The following is a 19,352-nucleotide window of genomic DNA, read 5'->3' on the forward strand; positions in this document are numbered from 1 at the left end:
TTTTGCAAATCAATCCTTTTCGTGATGCACCGTGAAAGGTTAGATAGGCGACACTTTAGGTATTTCGTATGGAAGTGTACCCGTTATGGATTGGGATAAGCTGAGAATTTTTCACGCTGTAGCGGACGCAGGCAGCTTAACGCATGCTGGCGACACGCTGCATTTGTCGCAATCCGCCGTATCTCGGCAAGTGCGTGCGCTAGAGGATTCGTTGAATACCACGCTGTTCCACCGCCACGCCCGTGGCTTGATCCTGACCGAACAAGGTGAGCTGCTGTTTGATGCCACCCGCGCCATGACCAAACGCCTTGATGCTGCCTCCGCGCGGATACGCGACAGCGAGGAGGAAGTCTTTGGCGAGCTGCGGATCACCACGACAATCGGCTTCGGCTCCTTGTGGTTGGCCCCGCGCCTGTCGCGCCTTTACGACAAATACCCCGATCTGAATATCAACCTGATGCTGGACGAGCGGGTCCTTGACCTACCGATGCGCGAGGCCGATGTGGCCATCCGCATGAAAGAGCCGTCGCAGGCCGATCTTGTGCGCAAACGTCTGATGGATGTGCGCATGCGCCTCTACGCCTCGCGCCATTACCTTGAGACCCATGACCAGCCGCGCAACTTCGAGGATCTGCGGGATCACCGCCTGATTTGTCAGAATATCGATTCAGAGCAGGTATCCGCAGGTGCCACTATGGTGCGCGAACTCATGAGCTACGATCTGCCCAATATTTTGACCGTGAATAACTACTTTGGCTGCCTGCAAGCGGTGCGAAATGATCTCGGCATTGGTATTTTGCCCCACTATGTGGCGATCGATGACCCCGAAATCGTGCGCGTTCTGCCTGACGTAGAATCGCACGCTGTGCCCGTTTTCTTGGCGTTTCCAGAAGAATTACGCCAATCAAAGCGCATATCAGCCTTCCGCGACTTCGTGCTCGAGCAAATAGGCGAACAGAAAAAGCGCGCCCAACTCGTTGAAAAAGATTAATTTAGGGCTTGCTATGCGTCAGACGCATAGCGGTTATGATTAAAAAATCGCCTATTTTTCTTGAAACAGACGGCTCAGATGCCTAATTCAAAGTCATCGGGAGACACTATGTGTTTCCCACCTCCCTGTTGGACTTCGGCCGAGCTTAGTGCTCGGCCTTTTTTTTTGGAATAACGCCAAGGTCAGCCTTGATCGCATCCCAACAACCAGCGTCGCTATACTCTCCTAGTTATTTACTCATCACGGCCAACTTGTCGGGGTTTTTCATAATGTAGATCCACGCGATCTTTCCGTCATAATCCGGCGCAATCGTTGTTACAGAATCCAGCACCCCAAACTGATAGCGCAAGAATGCGGGCTTCCCGTTCACGGTTCTGACCTGTGTCGTCCATCCCTGCTCCGCTTTTGTTTTTAAATACAACGCGCGGATCAATTGGATGATTTCGCTCCCGCCTACCAATGGACGCCGCGCCGCACGCGTCTTGGCACCACCATCCGAAATTGACACAGACCTCGGGGTCAGCAGCGCAAGTGCAGCCTCAAAGTCCTCCGACATAATCGCCATAAAGAAACGCTGACTTAAATCGGCTACCTCCTGCGTTGTCGCATCGATGCGCGGGCCTGCCTGTTGCACCTTTTTCTTTGAGCGGCTGACAAGTTGGCGACATGCAGATGCGCTCAACCCCAAGGTGCCTGCAATTTCCGAATAATCCGCGTCAAACGCCTCTCGAAGGATGAATGCTGCGCGCTCCTTCTCGTTTAAACGCTCCATCGCCCACAACAAAGCCAACTCGCATTCCTGCGCCAGCTCAAAATGATGAACCGGCGCACCTGCTTCAGGTTGCACCAAAGGCTCAGGGAGCCATGGCCCCACATAAACCTCTCTTTGGCGATAGGCAGATCGCAACATGTCAATTGAAATATTGCTCGCAACGCGGCGCAACCAAGCCGGCGGATTGCTGATCTGGGCCACGTCAGACGCAGCCCATTTCAGCCAAGTGTCCTGAACGGCATCCTCCGCGCCTGCCCGCTCGCCAAGCATGCGGTAGCATAGCGAAAACAGCTTGCTTCACTCTGCCTGAAAAACATCTGCCACCATGCTCAGTGCTTCGCAGAGCGTGCTTTGCCCTGAACACACAAGTTCAGGTGATCAGCACAGACCTGAACCTCAAGCGCCATATCAACAACCAATTGCACGCAAGGTCCGCAATCCCCTTCCAGTGTTGAGGCAAGCATTACTCCGCCCCAAACATCTTTCGCCTCCTTCGGGCAGCGAATGCCGAACAGATTTGCCGCCGCAACCACGTCGACGGATAGGCCACGATGGATCCACATCGCACGGAAAACCCCACAGATCGCTCGGATTTCACGGCGGCCCAAATCAACGCCCCGCCGCTGGCGAGATAGGCCAATGCCACGTCTTTTGCGAAATGAAGGTTGAGAGGTCCCGTAGCCGCGACCCCCGGTACATTGTCGTACCAATGTTGCGTTGCGGCCCAGATATACACGGCGGTGCCCGTTGAAAGCACGCCAAGCCCGATTAAAATAATTCGTGTCATGATACCCCTATGAAGTCAGATGATACGGGGTTGACGATTCAGACGGCCTGTTTGTGACATCAAGAGAAGAAGAAACCTTAATTTCGAAGGGTTTTTTCATCGCGGCAACCACGCCAAGCTGAAACCGGCCCGAAATCGACCCCCAACCGGATCGCCTGTAGACCTATCTATAGAAAGAATGCCGCTTGCCCCCTTTCCCCTAGCCCGCCTGTGCAATAAGAGGTGCGCAAGCGGAAATGACTTGGGGAATTCACGGAATGCAAGAACCACAAATCAACGATGAACTCATCGCGGCGCACGGGCTATCCCCTGATGAATACCAGCGCATCCTTGAGATCATAGGTCGCGAGCCTAGCTTCACCGAACTGGGCATTTTCTCGGCCATGTGGAACGAGCATTGCTCCTACAAATCTTCCAAGAAATGGCTGCGCACCCTGCCCACCGAAGGCCCGCAAGTGATCTGCGGCCCGGGTGAGAACGCGGGCATCGTCGACATCGGCGACGGCCAATGCGTGGTCTTCAAGATGGAGTCGCACAACCACCCGTCCTACATCGAACCCTACCAAGGGGCTGCGACCGGTGTTGGCGGCATTCTTAGGGATGTGTTCACCATGGGCGCACGCCCGATTGCGGCGATGAACTCCCTCTCTTTTGGTGAGCCTGACCACCACAAAACCCGCCAGCTTGTGTCTGGCGTGGTGGCTGGCGTTGGCGGCTACGGCAACTGCTTCGGCGTGCCGACCGTGGGCGGCGAAGTACGCTTCCACCCAGCCTACAATGGCAACTGCCTTGTGAACGCCTTTGCCGCTGGCATCGCGGACACTGACAAAATCTTCTACTCCGCCGCCTCCGGCATCGGCATGCCGGTTGTGTATCTTGGCGCCAAAACCGGCCGTGACGGTGTGGGTGGTGCGACTATGGCCTCCGCCGAATTTGACGACACGATTGAAGACAAACGCCCCACCGTGCAAGTCGGCGACCCGTTCACCGAAAAACGCCTGATGGAAGCCACGCTGGAGCTGATGCAAACCGGCGCTGTGATCTCGATCCAAGACATGGGGGCCGCTGGCCTGACCTGTTCCGCCGTTGAGATGGGCGACAAAGGCGGCTTGGGCGTGAAGCTGAACCTCGAGGACGTCCCACAGCGCGAAGAAAACATGACTGCCTACGAGATGATGCTGTCAGAGTCCCAAGAACGCATGCTGATGGTGCTGAAACCAGAGCTGGAAGCCGAGGCCCGCGCCGTCTTCGTCAAATGGGACCTCGACTTTGCAATCGTCGGCGAGACTATCGCAGAAGACCGCTTCTTGGTGCTGCATAACGGCGAGGTTAAAGCCGACCTGCCGCTCGCGACCCTCTCCGGCTCCGCCCCTGAATATGACCGCCCTTGGGTCGAAACACCTAAAGCGGAGCCGCTGGAAGACACCCCACAAGTCGACGCGATTGATGCGTTGCGCATGATCCTGACCAGCCCGAACTACGCCCGCAAGCAATGGGTATGGGAGCAATACGACAGCCAAGTCATGGCCGACACCGTTGCGGCCCCTGGTGCAGGTGCTGGCATCGTACGCGTGCATGGCACGGACAAGGCGCTGGCCTTCACCTCCGACGTGACACCGCGCTACGTCAAGGCCAACCCTGTTGAGGGCGGCAAACAAGCCGTGGCCGAAGCCTACCGCAACCTGACCGCAGTGGGTGCTGTGCCACTGGCCACCACCGACAACATGAACTTCGGCAACCCTGAGAAGCCTGAAATCATGGGCCAGTTCGTGGGCGCTATCGACGGCATCGGCCAAGCTGTCAAAGCGCTGGATATGCCAATCGTGTCGGGCAACGTGTCTCTTTATAACGAGACAGACGGCACTGGCATTCTGCCCACCCCGACCATCGGCGCCGTAGGTTTGATCGACCACACCGACCACATCATTTCGGGCACCGCGCGCGAAGGCCATGTGTTGTTGATGGTTGGCGAAACCGAAGGCCACCTTGGCCAATCCGCCCTGCTGGCCGAGGTCTTCAACCGCGAAGACGGCGACGCGCCGTCCGTGGATTTGGCCGCTGAGAAGCTGAACGGCGACTTCATCCGCGCCGAGCGGGAGTGGATTGATGTCTGCACAGATGTCTCCGACGGCGGCGTTGCAGTTGCGGCCTTCGAGATGGCCGATGCCGCTGGCGTCGGCGTCACCTTGGACGATGACACCACCACGCAAGCCTTTGGCGAGGATCAAGCCCGCTACCTGATCGCCTGCTCGTTTGATAAGGCCGAGGCCTTGATGGGTGCCGCTGGCCAAGCTGGCGTGACGCTCAGCACAATCGGTAAATTCGGCGGTGATGCGGTCACAATCGGGGCGTCCTCTGCCCCGCTGGCCGATCTGTCCGAGGTGTATCACACCAGCTTTGAGGCCGCCGTTGGCTAAACGAGGGTTGTCAGCCGCGTGGCGGCTACCTACCTTGATATTTGAACGACCACTCAACAGGAGCCTTGTGCGCCCATGCTACCAAAAGACATCGAAGACTTGATCCGTATCGGCTTTCCCAACGCGGACATCACTGTTCAAGGTGACGACGGCGCGCATTTCTCAGCACTTGTGGTGGATGAAAGCTTCAAAGGCCAAAACCGCGTGCAACAGCAACGCGCGGTGATGGCCACCGTTAAAGCCAAAGTGGACAGCGGCGAATTGCACGCCCTTGCCCTGACAACAAAAGCACCGGAGTAAGTCATGACTGACGCAAACGCACAAATCCAAGAAACCGTAGATGGCAACGACGTTGTCTTGTTCATGAAAGGCACGTCCCAAATGCCGCAGTGTGGCTTCTCGTCCAAGGTGGCGGGCGTGCTGAACTACATGGGCATCGACTATAAGGATGTGAACGTGCTGGCGGACGACGCCGTGCGCTCCGGCATCAAAGAGTTTTCGGACTGGCCAACAATTCCGCAACTCTACGTCAAAGGCGAGTTCGTCGGCGGTTGCGATATCATCACCGAGATGACCCTATCCGGCGAGCTGGACACCCTGCTTGAAGAAAACGCTGTGAACTTCGACAAAGATGCGGCCAACAAAATCCGCGAACACAACACCTAAAGCTGTGTCTGCTCCACAAAGCGCCCCATAGCGCTTTGTTCCAGAATAGAAAAAGCCCGACGAAGTCTTCACTTCGCCGGGCTTTTTTCATGTCTTATCGCTGTGATTACAGCAGGCTTTTGACCTTATCAGCCACGCCTTGCGCCGTAATGCCGAAGGTATCGTAAAGCACGTCTGCCGGAGCAGAAGCACCGAAGCCCTGCATGCCAACGAAGCCCGCCTTGCCGGATTTGCCGCGCTCGCCCAGCAACCAACGGTCCCAGCCGAACTCAACAGCCGCTTCAACAGCCACACGTACCGGACCCGCAGGCAGAACCTTGCGGCGGTATTTCTCGTCTTGCTGCGCGAACAACTCGTGGCACGGCATCGAGACAACGCGTGTACCGATGCCCTCGCCTTCCAGAATATCGCGGGCAGCCAAGGCGATTTCCACCTCAGAGCCAGTCGCCATGATGATCGCCTGACGCTTGCTTTCAGCCTCGGCCAGAACATAAGCGCCTTGGGCGGTCATGTTCTTCAGCTTATGCTCGGTGCGCACGGTTGGCAGGTTTTGACGCGACAAGGCCATCACCGAAGGTGTGGATTTCGACGACAACGCCAATTCCCAAGCCTCAGCTGTCTCTACCGCATCCGCAGGGCGGAAAACATTGGTGTTTGGCGTCGCGCGCAGCATGGCGAGATGCTCCACAGGTTGGTGCGTTGGGCCATCTTCGCCCAGACCGATGCTGTCGTGCGTCATGACGTAAGTTACAGGTACACCCATCAATGCGGACAGGCGCATAGCGCCGCGTGCATAGTCGGTGAAACACATGAACGTCCCACCATAAGGCTTTGTTCCGCCATGCAAAGCCATGCCGTTCATCGCAGCGGCCATGCCGTGCTCACGGATACCATAGTACATGTAGCGGCCCTTGCGGTTCTCTGGATCGAACACGCCCATATCCGCCGTCAACGTGTTGTTTGAGCCGGTCAAATCAGCAGAGCCACCGAAGGTTTCCTGCATGATCGGATTGATCGCAGCCAATGCCATTTCCGACGCCTTGCGGGTCGCAACCTTAGGCGCATTCTCGGTGATGTCTTTCTTCAACGCCTTGATGGTCGAGGACAGTTTGTTCGGCACATCCCCTGCGTAGCAACGCGCGAACTCTTTTTGCTTGGAGTTGGACACGTCCAGCAAACGACCTTCCCACGCTTGGCGATCAGCCCCGCCGCGTTTGCCGATGGCTTCCCACTGGGATTTCACATCCGCAGGGATCTCGAACGGGCCGCCGGACCAGCCATAAGCCGCCTTGGTGTCGCGGATCAGGTCGTCCGCAGTCAACGCGCCGTGGCCTTTGGATGTGTCTTGCGCCGAAGAGCCCAGTGCGATGTGCGTTTTGCACGCGATCATCGACGGTTTCTTGGTCTTCTTTGCTTTCTCGATCGCCGCATCGATCTGCTCGGGATCATGGCCGTCAACTTCTTGCACATGCCAGCCCGACGCCTTGAAGCGTTGCACTTGATCGGTGCGGTCAGACAGCTCAACCGTGCCGTCGATGGTGATGTTGTTGTCATCCCAAAGCACGATAAGGCGGCCCAGCTCGTGGCGGCCCGCGATGCCGATGGCCTCTTGGCTGACGCCCTCCATTAGGCAGCCGTCGCCCGCGATGCAGTAGGTGTAGTGATCAACGATTTTTTTGCCGAAACGTGCGCGTTGGTTTTCCTCAGCCATAGCGAAGCCAACAGCGTTTGCGACCCCTTGGCCAAGTGGGCCAGTGGTGGTCTCGACGCCAGTGGCGTGGCCGTATTCAGGGTGACCCGCAGTGATCGCGCCTTTTTGGCGGAAGTTTTTGAGCTGCTCTAGCGTCATGTCGGCGTAGCCGGTCAGGTGCAACAGCGAATAGATCAGCATGGAGCCGTGGCCCGCAGACAAGATAAACCGGTCACGATCCGGCCAGTTTGGTGCGGAGGCATCGAATTTAAGGTGCTTCTCAAACAACACGGTCGCAACGTCCGCCATGCCCATTGGCATGCCAGAGTGGCCGGAATTCGCCGCCGCAACGGCGTCCAATGTCAGGGTACGGATGGCGGCTGCGCGCATCCAATGTTCGGGGTGGGCTTTGCGCAAAGCTGCAATATCCAAGGGTCTGATCCTTATTAGACGGCATGTATCTAAGGCGGTGATACCAACGTTGGCGCGAAGTTCAAGCCGCTCCTGAGGCCCCATCCGCGCCATATTGTCTTAAAGGGGAGGCATTCGGCGCAATCTATGGTTAAAATCAAGCCTGTGAGGCACGGAGTTGATTCGTAGCGGGATAAGCCGTGATCGATCCTCCTTCCAGACGAGGGACAAATATGACGGACGTCACCGAGCTAGAACAACGCATTTTAACTGCGCTAGACAGAATTGAATACACAGCCGGTCAAATCACCAGCGCCCCTGCGGCACCTGACGCGGATATGGTTGAAGAACTGGAAATCGAGCGCGACACCAACGCGCGTCTTGTAGAATCCGGCCAGCAGAACCTTGCCCGCATCGAGCGCTTGGAAACACGCGTTGCGCGCATGACCTCCCGACTGGAATTCATGGACACCGAAAACAAGCGCCTACAGGCCGTGATGGGCGCCCTGCGCGACACCAACAAACAGCTGCGCACCGCAAATGCCGAGCACCAAGGTGCAGAGGCCACGATAAACACCGCCCTTGAAGCCGAGAATGAAGCGTTACAAGCCGCCCGCGCCGCAGACCTTGCGGAGATGGACGACATTTTGGGCAACATCGCCCCATTGGTTAAGGAGGGTTAGATCATGCCAGAGATTACAATTGAAATCGGTGGCCGCGCTTTCCAAGTCGCTTGCCAAACCGGCGAAGAGCACTTCTTGCAAACCGCCGCGAAGTTCCTAGACAATGAAGCCAGCGTTTTGGCCGACCAAATTGGCCGCATGCCAGAAACCCGCATGTTGCTGATGGCGGGCCTGATGCTGGCCGACAAAACAGCCGGGTTGGAAGAAGACCTGAACGCCGCTGAAGAACGCTTGGACAAGATGCGCCGCGAGTTGGAGAGCCTGAAGTCCGCACCAGCGCAAAAGGTGGAGGTCCCGGTTGTGCCGACCTCGGTTACAGACACGCTAAACGAGCTGGCGGCCCGCTCCGAGGCATTGGCATCCTCGCTGGAGGAAAAGCACGGGTGAGTCGCAAGAAGCGGTCACCTTAAAAAATCGTTACCGCTAACACCTCTGCGGCCACAGCACCCTGAGGCAGATCAGCCGCATGTTAACGCTAACACACTCATTTTAAAGCGTATTTTCTATACCCACCTTTGATGGCACCCCTTATACCTCCGAGCAACACAGAGCGGAGCGTAAGGGACCATTCACCATGACCACGACTGTAGCAATCAACGGGTTCGGCCGCATCGGCCGCTGCACCCTCGCCCATATCGCCGAAAGCGCGCGCAACGACGTCCAAGTCGTCGCGATCAACGCCACTGGCCCAATTGAAACCAACGCACATCTTTTAAAATACGACAGCGTTCATGGCCGCTTTGGCCAAGAGGTTCGCGTGGACGGCAACACGATGGATATCGGCCGCGGCCCGATGAAGGTGTTCTCGACCTACAACCCCGACGAGTTGGATTGGAGCGGCGTCGATGTCGTGCTGGAATGCACCGGCAAGTTCAACTCCAAGGAACAGTCCGAAGTTCACCTGTCTCGCGGCGCTAAACGTGTGCTGATCTCGGCCCCTGCAAGCGGCGTTGATCGCACCATTGTGTACGGCGTGAACCACCGTGACCTGCTGCCGGAGCACAAAGTGATCTCCAACGGCTCTTGCACCACCAACTGCCTTGCGCCACTGGCCAAAGTCCTCAACGAGGCGATCGGTATCGAGCGCGGCATCATGACCACGATCCACAGCTACACTGGCGACCAACCAACGCTGGACCGCCGCCACTCCGACCTCTACCGCGCGCGAGCTGCCGCCATGGCGATGATCCCGACGTCCACAGGGGCAGCGAAAGCACTGGGCGAGGTTCTGCCAGAGCTGTCTGGCAAGTTGGACGGCACCGCGATGCGCGTCCCTACCCCGAATGTATCCGCTGTGGATTTGACCTTTGAGGCCTCCAAGGATGTATCCGTTGAGGACGTAAATGCCGTGGTAGCGGAGGCCGCCGCAGGTCACATGGGCGCGGTGCTGAGCTACGACCCCGAGCCGAAGGTCTCGATTGATTTCAACCACACCAACTATTCCTCCATCTTCGCCCCAGACCAGACAAAGGTTGTCGGCGGGCGCACGGTTCGGGTATTGGCTTGGTATGACAATGAATGGGGCTTCTCGTGCCGCATGGCCGATGTGGCCGCTGCAATGGGACGTCTCTGACACTTCAGAGGGCCATAGCCATACATGACTGACAAGATTGCTATTGTTTTGGCTCTACTGATCGGCTCCGTAATTGCGGCCGATCAATTCGTGTTTGGATGGGATTTGCACATCTTTCTTGGCCGCAAGCTACTGGAGCTGACCGAGTACATCGCCTTCTGGCGATAACTAGGGCGAGTTAAACAAGGCGGCAATAGGTCCGCCTTGCAACACTATCCCTTAAAAATACGACCCAAGAACGAGCGCGATTTTGGGGCTTCAACCGGTGCTTCCGATGCTGGTGTGATCCGCGGGAAGCTACTTGCTTTCGGCACTTCTGGGCGCGAAGGTTTTGGAGCAGCAGTCGCCACTTTGGCAGCCGGCTCAGCTTTCGCTTCAACGTTCTGCGCCGGCACATCTTTCGATGGGGCAGCTTCAATCGCCTCTTTTGGCTCTGCCTCGCCGAGCTCGTCACCCGCCGTAAGTTCTTCGGCAAGCAGTTCTTTGATCGTCTTCATTGTAAAGGCCGTCTGCTCACGTGCTGACGCGCCCTTGAGAGGCTTAAGTCGTTGGTGATCCATTACATTGATCTCCTGTGTACTGAATAAATGGCGGCAAATGACGTGAAAACACTTCACGCGTAACGACGGCTTAGATGCAGAATGTGGCAATAATTCGAAATTATGGAAAATATTATGACAACCACCCCATTCTAATGGGCCTAAACGTCGCTCAGGCTGCAATTTCGGCGCCAAAACCTCAAAAACGTGATCAAATGGATTAGCGCCCCATAGGTTGACCTTTCCATGAAAATGTAATTGTTAGCGATAACACAATTGCAATCTCCCTCAGGAGGGTCTCCCCCATGTCAGTTAAAGTAGCCATCAACGGATTTGGCCGTATCGGTCGCAATATTTTGCGCGCCATCATTGAAAGCGGTCGTACAGACATCGAAGTCGTCGCCATCAACGATCTGGGCCCTGTCGAGACCAACGCGCACCTGCTGCAATACGATAGTGTTCATGGCCGCTTCCCACAGGAAGTTGTCGTCAAAGGCGACACCATCGACGTGGGCCGTGGCCCGATTGCGGTAACGGCTATTCGCAACCCTGCGGACCTGCCGTGGAGCCACATCGACATCGTCATGGAGTGCACAGGCATCTTCAGCTCGAAAGAAGCGTGCCAAGCCCACCTTGAGAACGGCTCATCCCGCGTTCTGATCTCGGCACCTGGCAAAAACGCAGACAAAACCATCGTGTACGGCGTCAACCACGACAGCCTGACCGCAGATGACATCGTTGTGTCCAACGCGTCGTGCACCACCAACTGCCTGTCACCTGTTGCCCACGTTCTGCAAGACAACATCGGCATCGTTAAAGGCTTCATGACCACGATCCACAGCTACACGGGCGATCAGCCAACTTTGGACACCATGCACTCCGACCTGTACCGCGCACGCGCTGCGGCTTTGTCCATGATCCCAACATCCACTGGCGCCGCGAAAGCCGTGGGCTTGGTCCTGCCAGAGCTGGACGGCAAGCTGGACGGCGTCGCCATCCGCGTGCCAACCCCGAACGTATCCGTGGTTGACCTGACGTTTGAAGCCGCCCGCGACACAACCGTTGAAGAAATCAACGCGTTGGTCAAAGCCGCATCTGAAAACGGCCCGTTGAAAGGCATCCTTGGCTACACAGACAAGAAGCTGGTCAGCACCGACTTCAACCACGACCCGCGCTCCTCGATCTTTGCGTCGGACCAAACCAAAGTCATGGATGGCCGCATGGTCCGCATCCTCAGCTGGTATGACAACGAGTGGGGCTTCTCCAACCGGATGAGCGACACTGCGGTTGCGATGGGCAAACTTATCTAGGTTAGACCCAACCTATCGACTAGAACCCGCGGCCCGCTCCTTATAGAAGCGGGCCGTACGCATTTATGGAGACGACACATGGCTTGGAAGACACTCGACAACATGGATTTGAACGGCAAGCGCGTGTTGATCCGCGTGGATATCAACGTGCCGATGGAAGATGGCCGCGTCACTGATACCACTCGCATTGACCGGATCGTTCCAACCGTGCGTGACGTGTTGTCCGCTGGCGGCAAGCCGATTCTGATGGCGCATTACGGCCGCCCAAAGGGAAAAACCGTGCCGGAGATGTCGCTGAGCCACGTCGTCCCTGCCCTGTCCGATATTCTGGGCCAACCTGTGACCTTCATCGATGGCAACTACGGCGAGAAAATAGATGCCCTTGGCACGGGCGAGATCGCCTTGCTGGAAAACCTGCGCTTCAACCCTGGTGAAGAGGCCAATGACGCCGCATTCGCCGCACGTCTGGCCACATTGGGCGATATCTACGTCAACGACGCATTCTCCGCCGCGCACCGTGCGCATGCCTCCACCGAGGCGTTGGCCAAGCTGCTGCCCGCTTGCGCTGGCCGCTTGATGCAAGCCGAGCTGAGCGCGCTGGAAGGCGCATTGGCCACACCGAAGCGTCCTGTTTGCGCGGTCGTTGGCGGCGCCAAAGTGTCCACCAAGCTGGATCTGCTGGGCAATCTGGTGAGCAAGGTGAACCATCTGGTGATTGGTGGCGGCATGGCCAACACCTTCCTTGCCGCCCAAGGCATCGACGTTGGCAAATCCCTGTGCGAGCATGATCTGGCCGACACCGCACGCGACATTCTCGCCAAGGCGGAAGCCGCCGATTGCAAAATCCACCTGCCTACTGACATCGTCGTTGCGCGCGAGTTCAAAGCCGGTGCTGACCACGAGGTCCTCCCCGCTGACAAATGCCCTGCTGACGCGATGATCCTTGATGCGGGCCCCGATACAGTGGCCGCACTTGAGGCGGTATTTGCGGACAGCAACACGCTGATCTGGAACGGCCCGCTGGGGGCGTTTGAGATCCAGCCTTTCAACTTCGCCACCAACGCGGCGGCCCGAAAGGCCGCCGATTTGACCAGACGTGGCGATTTGGTCTCTGTTGCAGGCGGTGGAGACACGGTTGCGGCCCTGAATGGCGCGGATGCAGCGGCAGATTTCACTTATATTTCAACGGCTGGCGGCGCGTTTCTAGAGTGGATGGAAGGCAAGACTTTGCCCGGAGTAGCCGCCCTCGAGGGTTAAACTATTCAGGCAAAACCTGATAAATTTTTTACGTTATGTTAGCGCAAGCAGGATTGCGGACATCGAAAACCTCGCCTAGTAGGTCATTAAATCGGACCACTAGACGAGGCTTTTCACATGTCAAATTCCGCACAACTCGAACAAATTCGTAACGGCAATGGCTTTATCGCGGCGCTGGACCAAAGCGGCGGATCGACACCTAAAGCATTGCGTCTCTACGGCATCAGCGAAGAGGGCTACGCCAACGACGCTGAGATGTTCGGCCAAATCCACAAAATGCGTACTCGCATCGTTAAAGCCCCTGCCTTCAACGGCGAAAAAGTCATCGGCGCGATCCTGTTCGAGAAGACAATGGACGGCGAGATGGACGGCGTTCCATCGGGCCAGTTCATTTGGGAAGACAGCGGCGTTGTGCCCTTCTTGAAAATCGACAAAGGCCTAGAGGCGGAAGCCGACGGCGTGCAGCTGATGAAACACATCGACGGGTTAGACGCCTTGTTGAAGCGCGGCGTGGGCAAAGGCATGTTCGGCACGAAGATGCGTTCTGTCATCTCGGCCGCCTCCCCAAAAGGCATCGCGGCGATCGTCGCTCAACAGTTCGATCTGGGTCGCCAAATCCTGGGCCAAGGTTTGGTACCAATTATTGAGCCAGAGATCACGATCACCATCGCTGACAAAACCGAAGCCGAAGACATCCTGCTGGCCGAGTTGATCAAGCAACTCGACGCATTGCCCGAGGGCAAGGACGTCATCTTGAAGCTAACACTGCCAGAAATCGCGAACGTGTATAAACCACTGGTCGACCACCCGCGCGTTATCCGTGTTGTTGCCCTCTCGGGCGGTTACAACCGCACCGAGGCCAACGCTCGCCTGTCCACAAACAGCGGCATAATCGCCAGCTTCTCACGCGCGCTCACCGAAGGCCTGTCGGCGAACCAAAGCGGTGCAGAGTTCAACAACATGATCGCTGGCACAATCGACAGCATCTACTCAGCTTCTGTCTCTGGATAAGTAGCAAGAATCCCAACAAAAATTACCCTTTTTGTTATTTAAGGGATTCACAAATCGAATCTCATGTGCGATTCATGTGGGGCAGCGTCCAAAAGAGACGCGCCCCTGAGGCAAGACATGACACATTCGCGCACCACATCATTCGGCATCACGCCCCTACTGATCTTCTGCCTGTTGTTCGTAATGGGTGCTTATTTCGTGTTTGCTGCTGTGCAGGGCGACTACGGTATTTTCCGCCGTGTCCAAGTCGAAGCCGAAATCGAGTCCCTGCGCAACGAGTTGGATGCATTGGAAGCCGATGTTGCCAGCTTGCGCAACAAGACGCGCCGCCTGTCAGATGGCTACCTTGACTTGGATCTTCTAGACACTCAGGCCCGCGCAACACTGGGCCTGATGCGCTCCGACGAAATCCTACTTCGCTAACCGCCCTGAAATTAAACAATTTTATCCAAGATAACGCCACCTGTGGCTAAAATTACCCTATGGCATCTAAACAGGGGTGATCTTTTCCAAAAGCTCTGATAGAAGATAGTTTAACGTTAAACTATACTCTTTTGCGCTAGATTTTTGGGAGGATCGCCAACATGGCCGCCAAGAAAACAACCAAGAAAGCAAATGTCTCCAAGGACGAGCTTCTAAGCTACTACAAAGACATGCTTTTGATCCGCCGCTTTGAAGAAAAGGCAGGCCAACTTTACGGAATGGGCCTGATCGGCGGTTTCTGTCACCTCTACATCGGCCAAGAAGCTGTTGTTGTCGGGCTGGAAGCGGCCACAAAAGAAGGCGACAAACGCATCACATCCTACCGTGACCACGGCCACATGCTGGCCTGCGGCATGGACCCCAAAGGCGTTATGGCCGAGCTGACCGGTCGCGAAGGCGGCTACTCCAAAGGGAAAGGCGGCTCGATGCACATGTTCTCCAAGGAGAAACATTTCTACGGCGGCCACGGCATCGTTGGCGCGCAGGTGCCACTTGGCGCCGGATTGGCCTTCTCGGACAAATACCGCGGCAACGACAACGTAACCTTCACATACTTCGGTGATGGCGCGGCGAACCAAGGTCAAGTCTACGAGGCCTTCAACATGGCCGCCCTTTGGGACCTGCCAGTAATCTTCGTGATCGAGAACAACGAATACGCGATGGGCACGTCGATGGCGCGCTCCACCTCCTCCCCTGACATTTATACACGTGGCGCGGCCTTCGGCATCAAAGGCGAAGTCGTGGACGGCATGGATGTTTTGGCGGTGAAAGAAGCCTCCGAGAAAGCCGTTGCTCACTGCCGCGCAGGCAAAGGCCCCTACATCCTAGAGGTCAAAACCTACCGCTACCGTGGTCACTCCATGTCTGACCCAGCGAAATACCGGACCCGCGAAGAAGTGCAAAAAATGCGCGACGAGCGTGACTGCATCGAGCAGGTTCGCGACATGCTGCTGACAGGCAAGCACGCCACCGACGATGACCTGAAGGCCATCGACAAGGAGATCAAAGCTACGGTGAATGAAGCCGCAGACTTCTCCAAAGAAAGCCCCGAGCCCAGCTTGGACGAGCTTTACACAGACATCTACGCAGAAGCTTGAGGGGAAACTGACCAATGGCTACCGAAATCCTAATGCCCGCCCTCTCGCCCACTATGGAAGAAGGCACCCTTGCCAAATGGCTCGTTAAAGAAGGCGACACCGTCTCCTCCGGCGACATCATGGCAGAGATTGAAACCGACAAAGCCACGATGGAATTTGAAGCCGTCGACGAAGGCATCATCGGCAAGATCCTTGTCGCGGAAGGCACCGAAGGCGTTGCCGTGAACACTGCAATTGCTGTGCTTATTGAAGAAGGCGAAAGCGCCGATGACATCGCGGCACCTGCTGCAGCCCCTGCCCCAGCGGCGGAAGTCGCAGCTGAGGCACCCGCCGCCGCCGCTCGCGGACCAGTTGAAGTTGTCATCCCAGCCGAGGCAGACCTGCCAGCCGGCACAGAGATGAAATCAACCACCGTGCGCGAAGCCTTGCGCGATGCCATGGCCGAAGAGATGCGCCGCACGCCGGAAGTCTTCTTGATGGGTGAAGAAGTTGCCGAATACCAAGGCGCTTACAAAATCTCACAAGGCCTGCTTGACGAGTTTGGCGAGAAGCGCGTCATCGACACGCCAATCACCGAGCACGGCTTTGCCGGTATCGCAACTGGTGCTGCATTTGGCGGCTTGAACCCAATCGTTGAGTTCATGACCTTTAACTTCGCCATGCAGGCGATTGACCAAATCATCAACTCCGCTGCGAAGACATTGTATATGTCTGGTGGTCAGATGGGTTGCCCGATCGTGTTCCGTGGTCCGAACGGTGCCGCTGCGCGTGTTGGGGCACAGCACTCCCATGACTACGCCGCGTGGTACGCTCAAATCCCAGGTCTGAAAGTGGTCATGCCCTACTCGGCAGCCGACGCCAAAGGCCTTTTGAAGTCCGCCATTCGCGACCCGAACCCGGTTGTCTTCCTCGAGAACGAAATCCTCTACGGCCAAAGCTTCGACGTGCCTGTGATGGACGACTACACCGTTCCATTGGGCAAAGCCAAAATCTGGCGCGAGGGCACAGATGTAACAATCGTCAGCTTCGGGATTGGCATGAAGTACGCCTTGGAAGCCGCTGATAAACTGGCAGAAGATGGTATTTCGGCAGAAGTTATCGACCTGCGCACCCTGCGCCCGATGGACATGCCAACCGTGCTGGAAAGCGTCAAGAAGACCAACCGCTGCGTCACCGTTGAAGAAGGCTTCCCAGTCTGCTCCATCGGCTCTTACGTCAGCTCGCAGATCATGCAGGAGGCGTTCGACTACCTCGACGCCCCCGTCATCACCTGCACTGGTAAAGACGTACCGATGCCTTATGCCGCAAACCTAGAAAAGCTGGCGCTGATCACGACCCCAGAGGTTGTGGATGCCGTCAAAGCTGTCACCTACCGTTAAGGAGCGCAGATCATGCCAATCGAAATTCTCATGCCCGCGCTGTCCCCTACTATGGAAGAGGGCACATTGGCCAAATGGCTAGTGAAAGAAGGCGACACCGTTAATTCCGGCGACGTCATGGCCGAGATTGAAACCGACAAAGCCACCATGGAATTCGAAGCCGTGGACGAAGGCGTTATCGGCAAGATCCTTGTGGCCGAAGGCTCCGAAGGCGTTGCGGTGAACACTGCTATTGCGGTTTTGCTGGAAGACGGCGAAAGCGCGGACGACATCGGGACTGCTTCGCCAGCCCCCGCTGCTGCCGCACCTGCCGCCGCTTCTGAGGCCGCAGCGCCCGTTGCAGCCGCTGCCGCACCTGCGCCCGCAGCCCCAGCCAAAGCCTCCGGTGACCGCGTATTCGCATCACCTTTGGCACGCCGTATCGCGGCAAACAAAGGTCTCGACCTTACGACGTTGAAAGGCTCCGGCCCTAAAGGTCGCATCGTTAAGGCTGATGTAGAGAACGCAACCGCTGCGCCAAAAGCCGCAGCAGCCCCCGCGGCCGCTGCCGCCGCACCAGCAGGTGCTGCAATGGCTTCTGGCCCAACCACCGACCAAGTGCGCAAAATGTACGAAGGTCGCGAGTTCGAGGAGCAACCGCTCGACGGCATGCGCAAAACCATCGCGGCCCGCCTTACCGAGGCCAAGCAATCGGTTCCGCACTTCTACCTGCGTCGCGACATCCAGCTGGATGCACTGCTTAAGTTCCGCTCCACGCTGAACAAACAGCTCGAGCCGCGCGGCATCAAGCTATCGGTTAACGACTTCATCATCAAAGCCTGCGCTTTGGCGTTGCAGCAAGTTCCAGAAGCGAACGCTGTCTGGGCTGGCGACCGCACGCTAAGCCTGAAGCCATCCGATGTAGCTGTCGCCGTAGCGATCGAGGGTGGCTTGTTCACTCCGGTCCTCAAAGACGCCGACATGAAGTCTCTATCTGCCCTGTCGGCCGAAATGAAAGACCTCGCGTCGCGCGCACGTGACCGCAAGTTGGCACCGCATGAGTACATGGGCGGCAGCTTCGCAATCTCTAACTTGGGCATGTTCGGCATCGACAACTTCGACGCCATCATCAACCCACCACATGCCGCGATCTTGGCTGTGGGCGCTGGTGCCAAGAAGCCAGTTGTTGGCGACGACGGTGAGCTGAAAGTGGCGACAGTGATGTCCACCACACTGAGCGTTGATCACCGTGTGATCGATGGCGCACTTGGGGCGAACTTGCTGAATGCGATCAAGGACAACCTTGAAAACCCAGTGGCTATGCTCGCTTAATAGCTTGAAGAAAAATACAAAAAAGGCCGGATCAGATGATCCGGCCTTTTTCGTTTATACTGTTGTGATCAGCCTTTTGTGCCGATCATCTGATCCATAGAAATCGACGGATGTGTGCATCCTGCCTCCCCCACGATCTTGGCCGGAACCCCTGCCACGGTCTTCATCGGCGGCACTTCCTCCAGCACAACCGAGCCCGCAGCAATGCGCGAGCAATGCCCAACCGTGATGTTGCCCAAGACCTTCGCACCAGCGCCAATCAGCACCCCGTTTTCGATCTTCGGGTGGCGGTCGTCATGCTCTTTGCCAGTACCGCCCAAAGTGACGGAATGCAGCATAGAAACATTGTCGCCAACGATCGCGGTCTCACCGATAACGATGGAATGCGCGTGGTCAATCATGATGCCCTTTCCGATTTGGCCCGCTGGGTGGATGTCCACGCCAAAGCTCTCGGACGTGCGCATTTGTACAAAATACGCCATATCCTTGCGACCTTGTTTCCAAAGCCAATGGCCAACGCGGTAAGCTTGGATTGCCTGAAAGCCCTTGAAAAACAACACAGGCTGAATGAACCGCTCGCAAGCCGGGTCACGATCATAGACCGCCACGATGTCAGCGCGCGCAGCTTCGCCGAGCCACGGATCAGACGCATAGGCCTCATCCGCGATTTCGCGCAGGATTTGCTCCGACATCTCGGGCGACGCAAGTTTTTGCGAAAAGCGGAATGCCAAAGCAGATTCCAGCTTGGCATGATGCAGCAAAGAGCCATGGATCAAGCCGCCCAACAGCGGCTCTTTAGCAATCGCGTCGCGCGCCTCTTCAGTTATTTGCGTCCAAACTGGATCGATATTTGCCAGCAAGGGGTCGGAATGTGCCATCAGATGTCCTCAATCGGTGTTCCGTCTACCATACACCACATAGGTAAAATCTGGCAATTCCAAACCCCTGTCACGCGCAAAAGCGTGAAGTTATGTA

Annotated in this window: 20 protein-coding genes; 15 read left to right on the forward strand and 5 right to left on the reverse strand. The window is 56.8% G+C overall.

Going from position 1 to position 19,352, the window contains the following annotated elements:
* Positions 1–85: 85 nt before the first annotated feature.
* Positions 86–991 (forward strand): LysR family transcriptional regulator, encoded by a 906-nt coding sequence (locus ABJN86_RS16830; protein WP_348363036.1) that lies wholly within the window; start codon positions 86–88, stop codon positions 989–991.
* A gap of 229 nt (positions 992–1,220) precedes the next feature.
* On the opposite strand, the gene sigJ is transcribed toward ABJN86_RS16830, so the two are convergent.
* Positions 1,221–2,054 carry an RNA polymerase sigma factor SigJ gene (sigJ, locus tag ABJN86_RS16835; RefSeq protein WP_348363755.1) on the reverse strand — a complete coding sequence of 278 codons (834 nt, stop codon included), beginning with the start codon at positions 2,052–2,054 and terminating at the stop codon, positions 1,221–1,223.
* A 172-nt stretch (positions 2,055–2,226) separates the two neighbouring features.
* Positions 2,227–2,550, reverse strand: a complete 324-nt coding sequence (locus tag ABJN86_RS16840) for a hypothetical protein (protein WP_348363038.1) — start codon at positions 2,548–2,550, stop codon at positions 2,227–2,229.
* A 257-nt stretch (positions 2,551–2,807) separates the two neighbouring features.
* Here ABJN86_RS16840 and purL point away from each other — a divergent pair, with 257 nt between their 5' ends.
* The 3 genes from purL to grxD all read left to right on the forward strand — a co-directional run bounded on the left by purL (position 2,808) and on the right by grxD (position 5,633).
* A complete protein-coding gene (purL, locus tag ABJN86_RS16845; RefSeq protein WP_348363040.1) occupies positions 2,808–4,967 on the forward strand; it encodes a phosphoribosylformylglycinamidine synthase subunit PurL in 2,160 nt (719 codons plus the stop codon).
* A gap of 75 nt (positions 4,968–5,042) precedes the next feature.
* Positions 5,043–5,267, forward strand: coding sequence for a BolA/IbaG family iron-sulfur metabolism protein (locus ABJN86_RS16850; protein ID WP_348363042.1), 225 nt, complete (start codon positions 5,043–5,045; stop codon positions 5,265–5,267).
* Positions 5,268–5,270: 3 nt separating this feature from the next.
* Positions 5,271–5,633 carry a Grx4 family monothiol glutaredoxin gene (grxD, locus tag ABJN86_RS16855; RefSeq protein ID WP_348363044.1) on the forward strand — a complete coding sequence of 121 codons (363 nt, stop codon included), beginning with the start codon at positions 5,271–5,273 and terminating at the stop codon, positions 5,631–5,633.
* Between the two features lie 106 nt (positions 5,634–5,739).
* On the opposite strand, the gene tkt is transcribed toward grxD, so the two are convergent.
* The gene (gene tkt, locus ABJN86_RS16860; RefSeq protein ID WP_348363045.1) at positions 5,740–7,755 is read right to left on the reverse strand and encodes a transketolase; all 2,016 of its coding nucleotides are present in this window, start codon (positions 7,753–7,755) and stop codon (positions 5,740–5,742) included.
* 212 nt (positions 7,756–7,967) lie between these two features.
* On the opposite strand from tkt, the gene ABJN86_RS16865 reads away from it, so the two are divergent.
* The 4 genes from ABJN86_RS16865 to ABJN86_RS16880 all read left to right on the forward strand — a co-directional run bounded on the left by ABJN86_RS16865 (position 7,968) and on the right by ABJN86_RS16880 (position 10,158).
* Entirely contained in the window at positions 7,968–8,417 is a 450-nt protein-coding gene (locus tag ABJN86_RS16865; RefSeq protein ID WP_348363046.1) for a hypothetical protein, read from the forward strand.
* Between the two features lie 3 nt (positions 8,418–8,420).
* On the forward strand, positions 8,421–8,804 hold the full coding sequence (gene zapA, locus ABJN86_RS16870) for a cell division protein ZapA (RefSeq protein WP_348363048.1): 384 nt from the start codon (positions 8,421–8,423) through the stop codon (positions 8,802–8,804).
* A gap of 187 nt (positions 8,805–8,991) precedes the next feature.
* Positions 8,992–9,990: a type I glyceraldehyde-3-phosphate dehydrogenase gene (gap, locus tag ABJN86_RS16875; RefSeq protein ID WP_348363050.1), complete on the forward strand. Its 999-nt coding sequence runs from the start codon at positions 8,992–8,994 to the stop codon at positions 9,988–9,990.
* A gap of 24 nt (positions 9,991–10,014) precedes the next feature.
* Entirely contained in the window at positions 10,015–10,158 is a 144-nt protein-coding gene (locus tag ABJN86_RS16880; protein WP_348363052.1) for a hypothetical protein, read from the forward strand.
* A 44-nt stretch (positions 10,159–10,202) separates the two neighbouring features.
* Here the strand turns inward: ABJN86_RS16880 and ABJN86_RS16885 are convergent, their stop codons facing one another.
* The gene (locus tag ABJN86_RS16885) at positions 10,203–10,550 is read right to left on the reverse strand and encodes a hypothetical protein (protein ID WP_348363053.1); all 348 of its coding nucleotides are present in this window, start codon (positions 10,548–10,550) and stop codon (positions 10,203–10,205) included.
* Between the two features lie 284 nt (positions 10,551–10,834).
* Here ABJN86_RS16885 and gap (ABJN86_RS16890) point away from each other — a divergent pair, with 284 nt between their 5' ends.
* From gap (ABJN86_RS16890) to ABJN86_RS16920, 7 genes are all read left to right on the forward strand, one after another.
* Complete coding sequence (gene gap / locus ABJN86_RS16890) at positions 10,835–11,839, forward strand: type I glyceraldehyde-3-phosphate dehydrogenase (RefSeq protein WP_348363055.1); 1,005 nt, start codon at positions 10,835–10,837, stop codon at positions 11,837–11,839.
* A gap of 78 nt (positions 11,840–11,917) precedes the next feature.
* Positions 11,918–13,096, forward strand: coding sequence for a phosphoglycerate kinase (locus ABJN86_RS16895; protein ID WP_348363056.1), 1,179 nt, complete (start codon positions 11,918–11,920; stop codon positions 13,094–13,096).
* Positions 13,097–13,213: 117 nt separating this feature from the next.
* Positions 13,214–14,107, forward strand: coding sequence for a fructose bisphosphate aldolase (locus ABJN86_RS16900; RefSeq protein ID WP_348363058.1), 894 nt, complete (start codon positions 13,214–13,216; stop codon positions 14,105–14,107).
* 117 nt (positions 14,108–14,224) lie between these two features.
* Positions 14,225–14,530 carry a septum formation initiator family protein gene (locus ABJN86_RS16905; RefSeq protein ID WP_348363059.1) on the forward strand — a complete coding sequence of 102 codons (306 nt, stop codon included), beginning with the start codon at positions 14,225–14,227 and terminating at the stop codon, positions 14,528–14,530.
* A gap of 161 nt (positions 14,531–14,691) precedes the next feature.
* The gene (gene pdhA / locus ABJN86_RS16910) at positions 14,692–15,687 is read left to right on the forward strand and encodes a pyruvate dehydrogenase (acetyl-transferring) E1 component subunit alpha (RefSeq protein WP_348363060.1); all 996 of its coding nucleotides are present in this window, start codon (positions 14,692–14,694) and stop codon (positions 15,685–15,687) included.
* Between the two features lie 14 nt (positions 15,688–15,701).
* Positions 15,702–17,066 (forward strand): pyruvate dehydrogenase complex E1 component subunit beta, encoded by a 1,365-nt coding sequence (locus ABJN86_RS16915; RefSeq protein ID WP_348363062.1) that lies wholly within the window; start codon positions 15,702–15,704, stop codon positions 17,064–17,066.
* A gap of 12 nt (positions 17,067–17,078) precedes the next feature.
* Positions 17,079–18,377 (forward strand): pyruvate dehydrogenase complex dihydrolipoamide acetyltransferase, encoded by a 1,299-nt coding sequence (locus ABJN86_RS16920; RefSeq protein WP_348363063.1) that lies wholly within the window; start codon positions 17,079–17,081, stop codon positions 18,375–18,377.
* A 68-nt stretch (positions 18,378–18,445) separates the two neighbouring features.
* On the opposite strand, the gene cysE is transcribed toward ABJN86_RS16920, so the two are convergent.
* The gene (gene cysE, locus ABJN86_RS16925) at positions 18,446–19,255 is read right to left on the reverse strand and encodes a serine O-acetyltransferase (RefSeq protein ID WP_348363064.1); all 810 of its coding nucleotides are present in this window, start codon (positions 19,253–19,255) and stop codon (positions 18,446–18,448) included.
* Positions 19,256–19,352 lie beyond the last annotated feature (97 nt).

The sequence above is a fragment of the Litoreibacter sp. genome, assembly GCF_039974535.1.
In the GTDB taxonomy this organism is placed as follows: domain Bacteria; phylum Pseudomonadota; class Alphaproteobacteria; order Rhodobacterales; family Rhodobacteraceae; genus Litoreibacter.

Bases quoted from the DNA above. Each gene is read 5' to 3' on its own strand.
- ABJN86_RS16830 (WP_348363036.1), top strand. From the start codon at position 86: ATGGATTGGGATAAGCTGAGAATTTTTCACGCTGTAGCGGACGCAGGC.
- ABJN86_RS16840 (WP_348363038.1), bottom strand. From the start codon at position 2,550: ATGACACGAATTATTTTAATCGGGCTTGGCGTGCTTTCAACGGGCACC.
- purL (WP_348363040.1), top strand. From the start codon at position 2,808: ATGCAAGAACCACAAATCAACGATGAACTCATCGCGGCGCACGGGCTA.
- ABJN86_RS16850 (WP_348363042.1), top strand. From the start codon at position 5,043: ATGCTACCAAAAGACATCGAAGACTTGATCCGTATCGGCTTTCCCAAC.
- grxD (WP_348363044.1), top strand. From the start codon at position 5,271: ATGACTGACGCAAACGCACAAATCCAAGAAACCGTAGATGGCAACGAC.
- ABJN86_RS16865 (WP_348363046.1), top strand. From the start codon at position 7,968: ATGACGGACGTCACCGAGCTAGAACAACGCATTTTAACTGCGCTAGAC.
- zapA (WP_348363048.1), top strand. From the start codon at position 8,421: ATGCCAGAGATTACAATTGAAATCGGTGGCCGCGCTTTCCAAGTCGCT.
- gap (WP_348363050.1), top strand. From the start codon at position 8,992: ATGACCACGACTGTAGCAATCAACGGGTTCGGCCGCATCGGCCGCTGC.
- ABJN86_RS16880 (WP_348363052.1), top strand. From the start codon at position 10,015: ATGACTGACAAGATTGCTATTGTTTTGGCTCTACTGATCGGCTCCGTA.
- ABJN86_RS16885 (WP_348363053.1), bottom strand. From the start codon at position 10,550: ATGGATCACCAACGACTTAAGCCTCTCAAGGGCGCGTCAGCACGTGAG.
- gap (WP_348363055.1), top strand. From the start codon at position 10,835: ATGTCAGTTAAAGTAGCCATCAACGGATTTGGCCGTATCGGTCGCAAT.
- ABJN86_RS16895 (WP_348363056.1), top strand. From the start codon at position 11,918: ATGGCTTGGAAGACACTCGACAACATGGATTTGAACGGCAAGCGCGTG.
- ABJN86_RS16900 (WP_348363058.1), top strand. From the start codon at position 13,214: ATGTCAAATTCCGCACAACTCGAACAAATTCGTAACGGCAATGGCTTT.
- ABJN86_RS16905 (WP_348363059.1), top strand. From the start codon at position 14,225: ATGACACATTCGCGCACCACATCATTCGGCATCACGCCCCTACTGATC.
- pdhA (WP_348363060.1), top strand. From the start codon at position 14,692: ATGGCCGCCAAGAAAACAACCAAGAAAGCAAATGTCTCCAAGGACGAG.
- ABJN86_RS16915 (WP_348363062.1), top strand. From the start codon at position 15,702: ATGGCTACCGAAATCCTAATGCCCGCCCTCTCGCCCACTATGGAAGAA.
- ABJN86_RS16920 (WP_348363063.1), top strand. From the start codon at position 17,079: ATGCCAATCGAAATTCTCATGCCCGCGCTGTCCCCTACTATGGAAGAG.
- cysE (WP_348363064.1), bottom strand. From the start codon at position 19,255: ATGGCACATTCCGACCCCTTGCTGGCAAATATCGATCCAGTTTGGACG.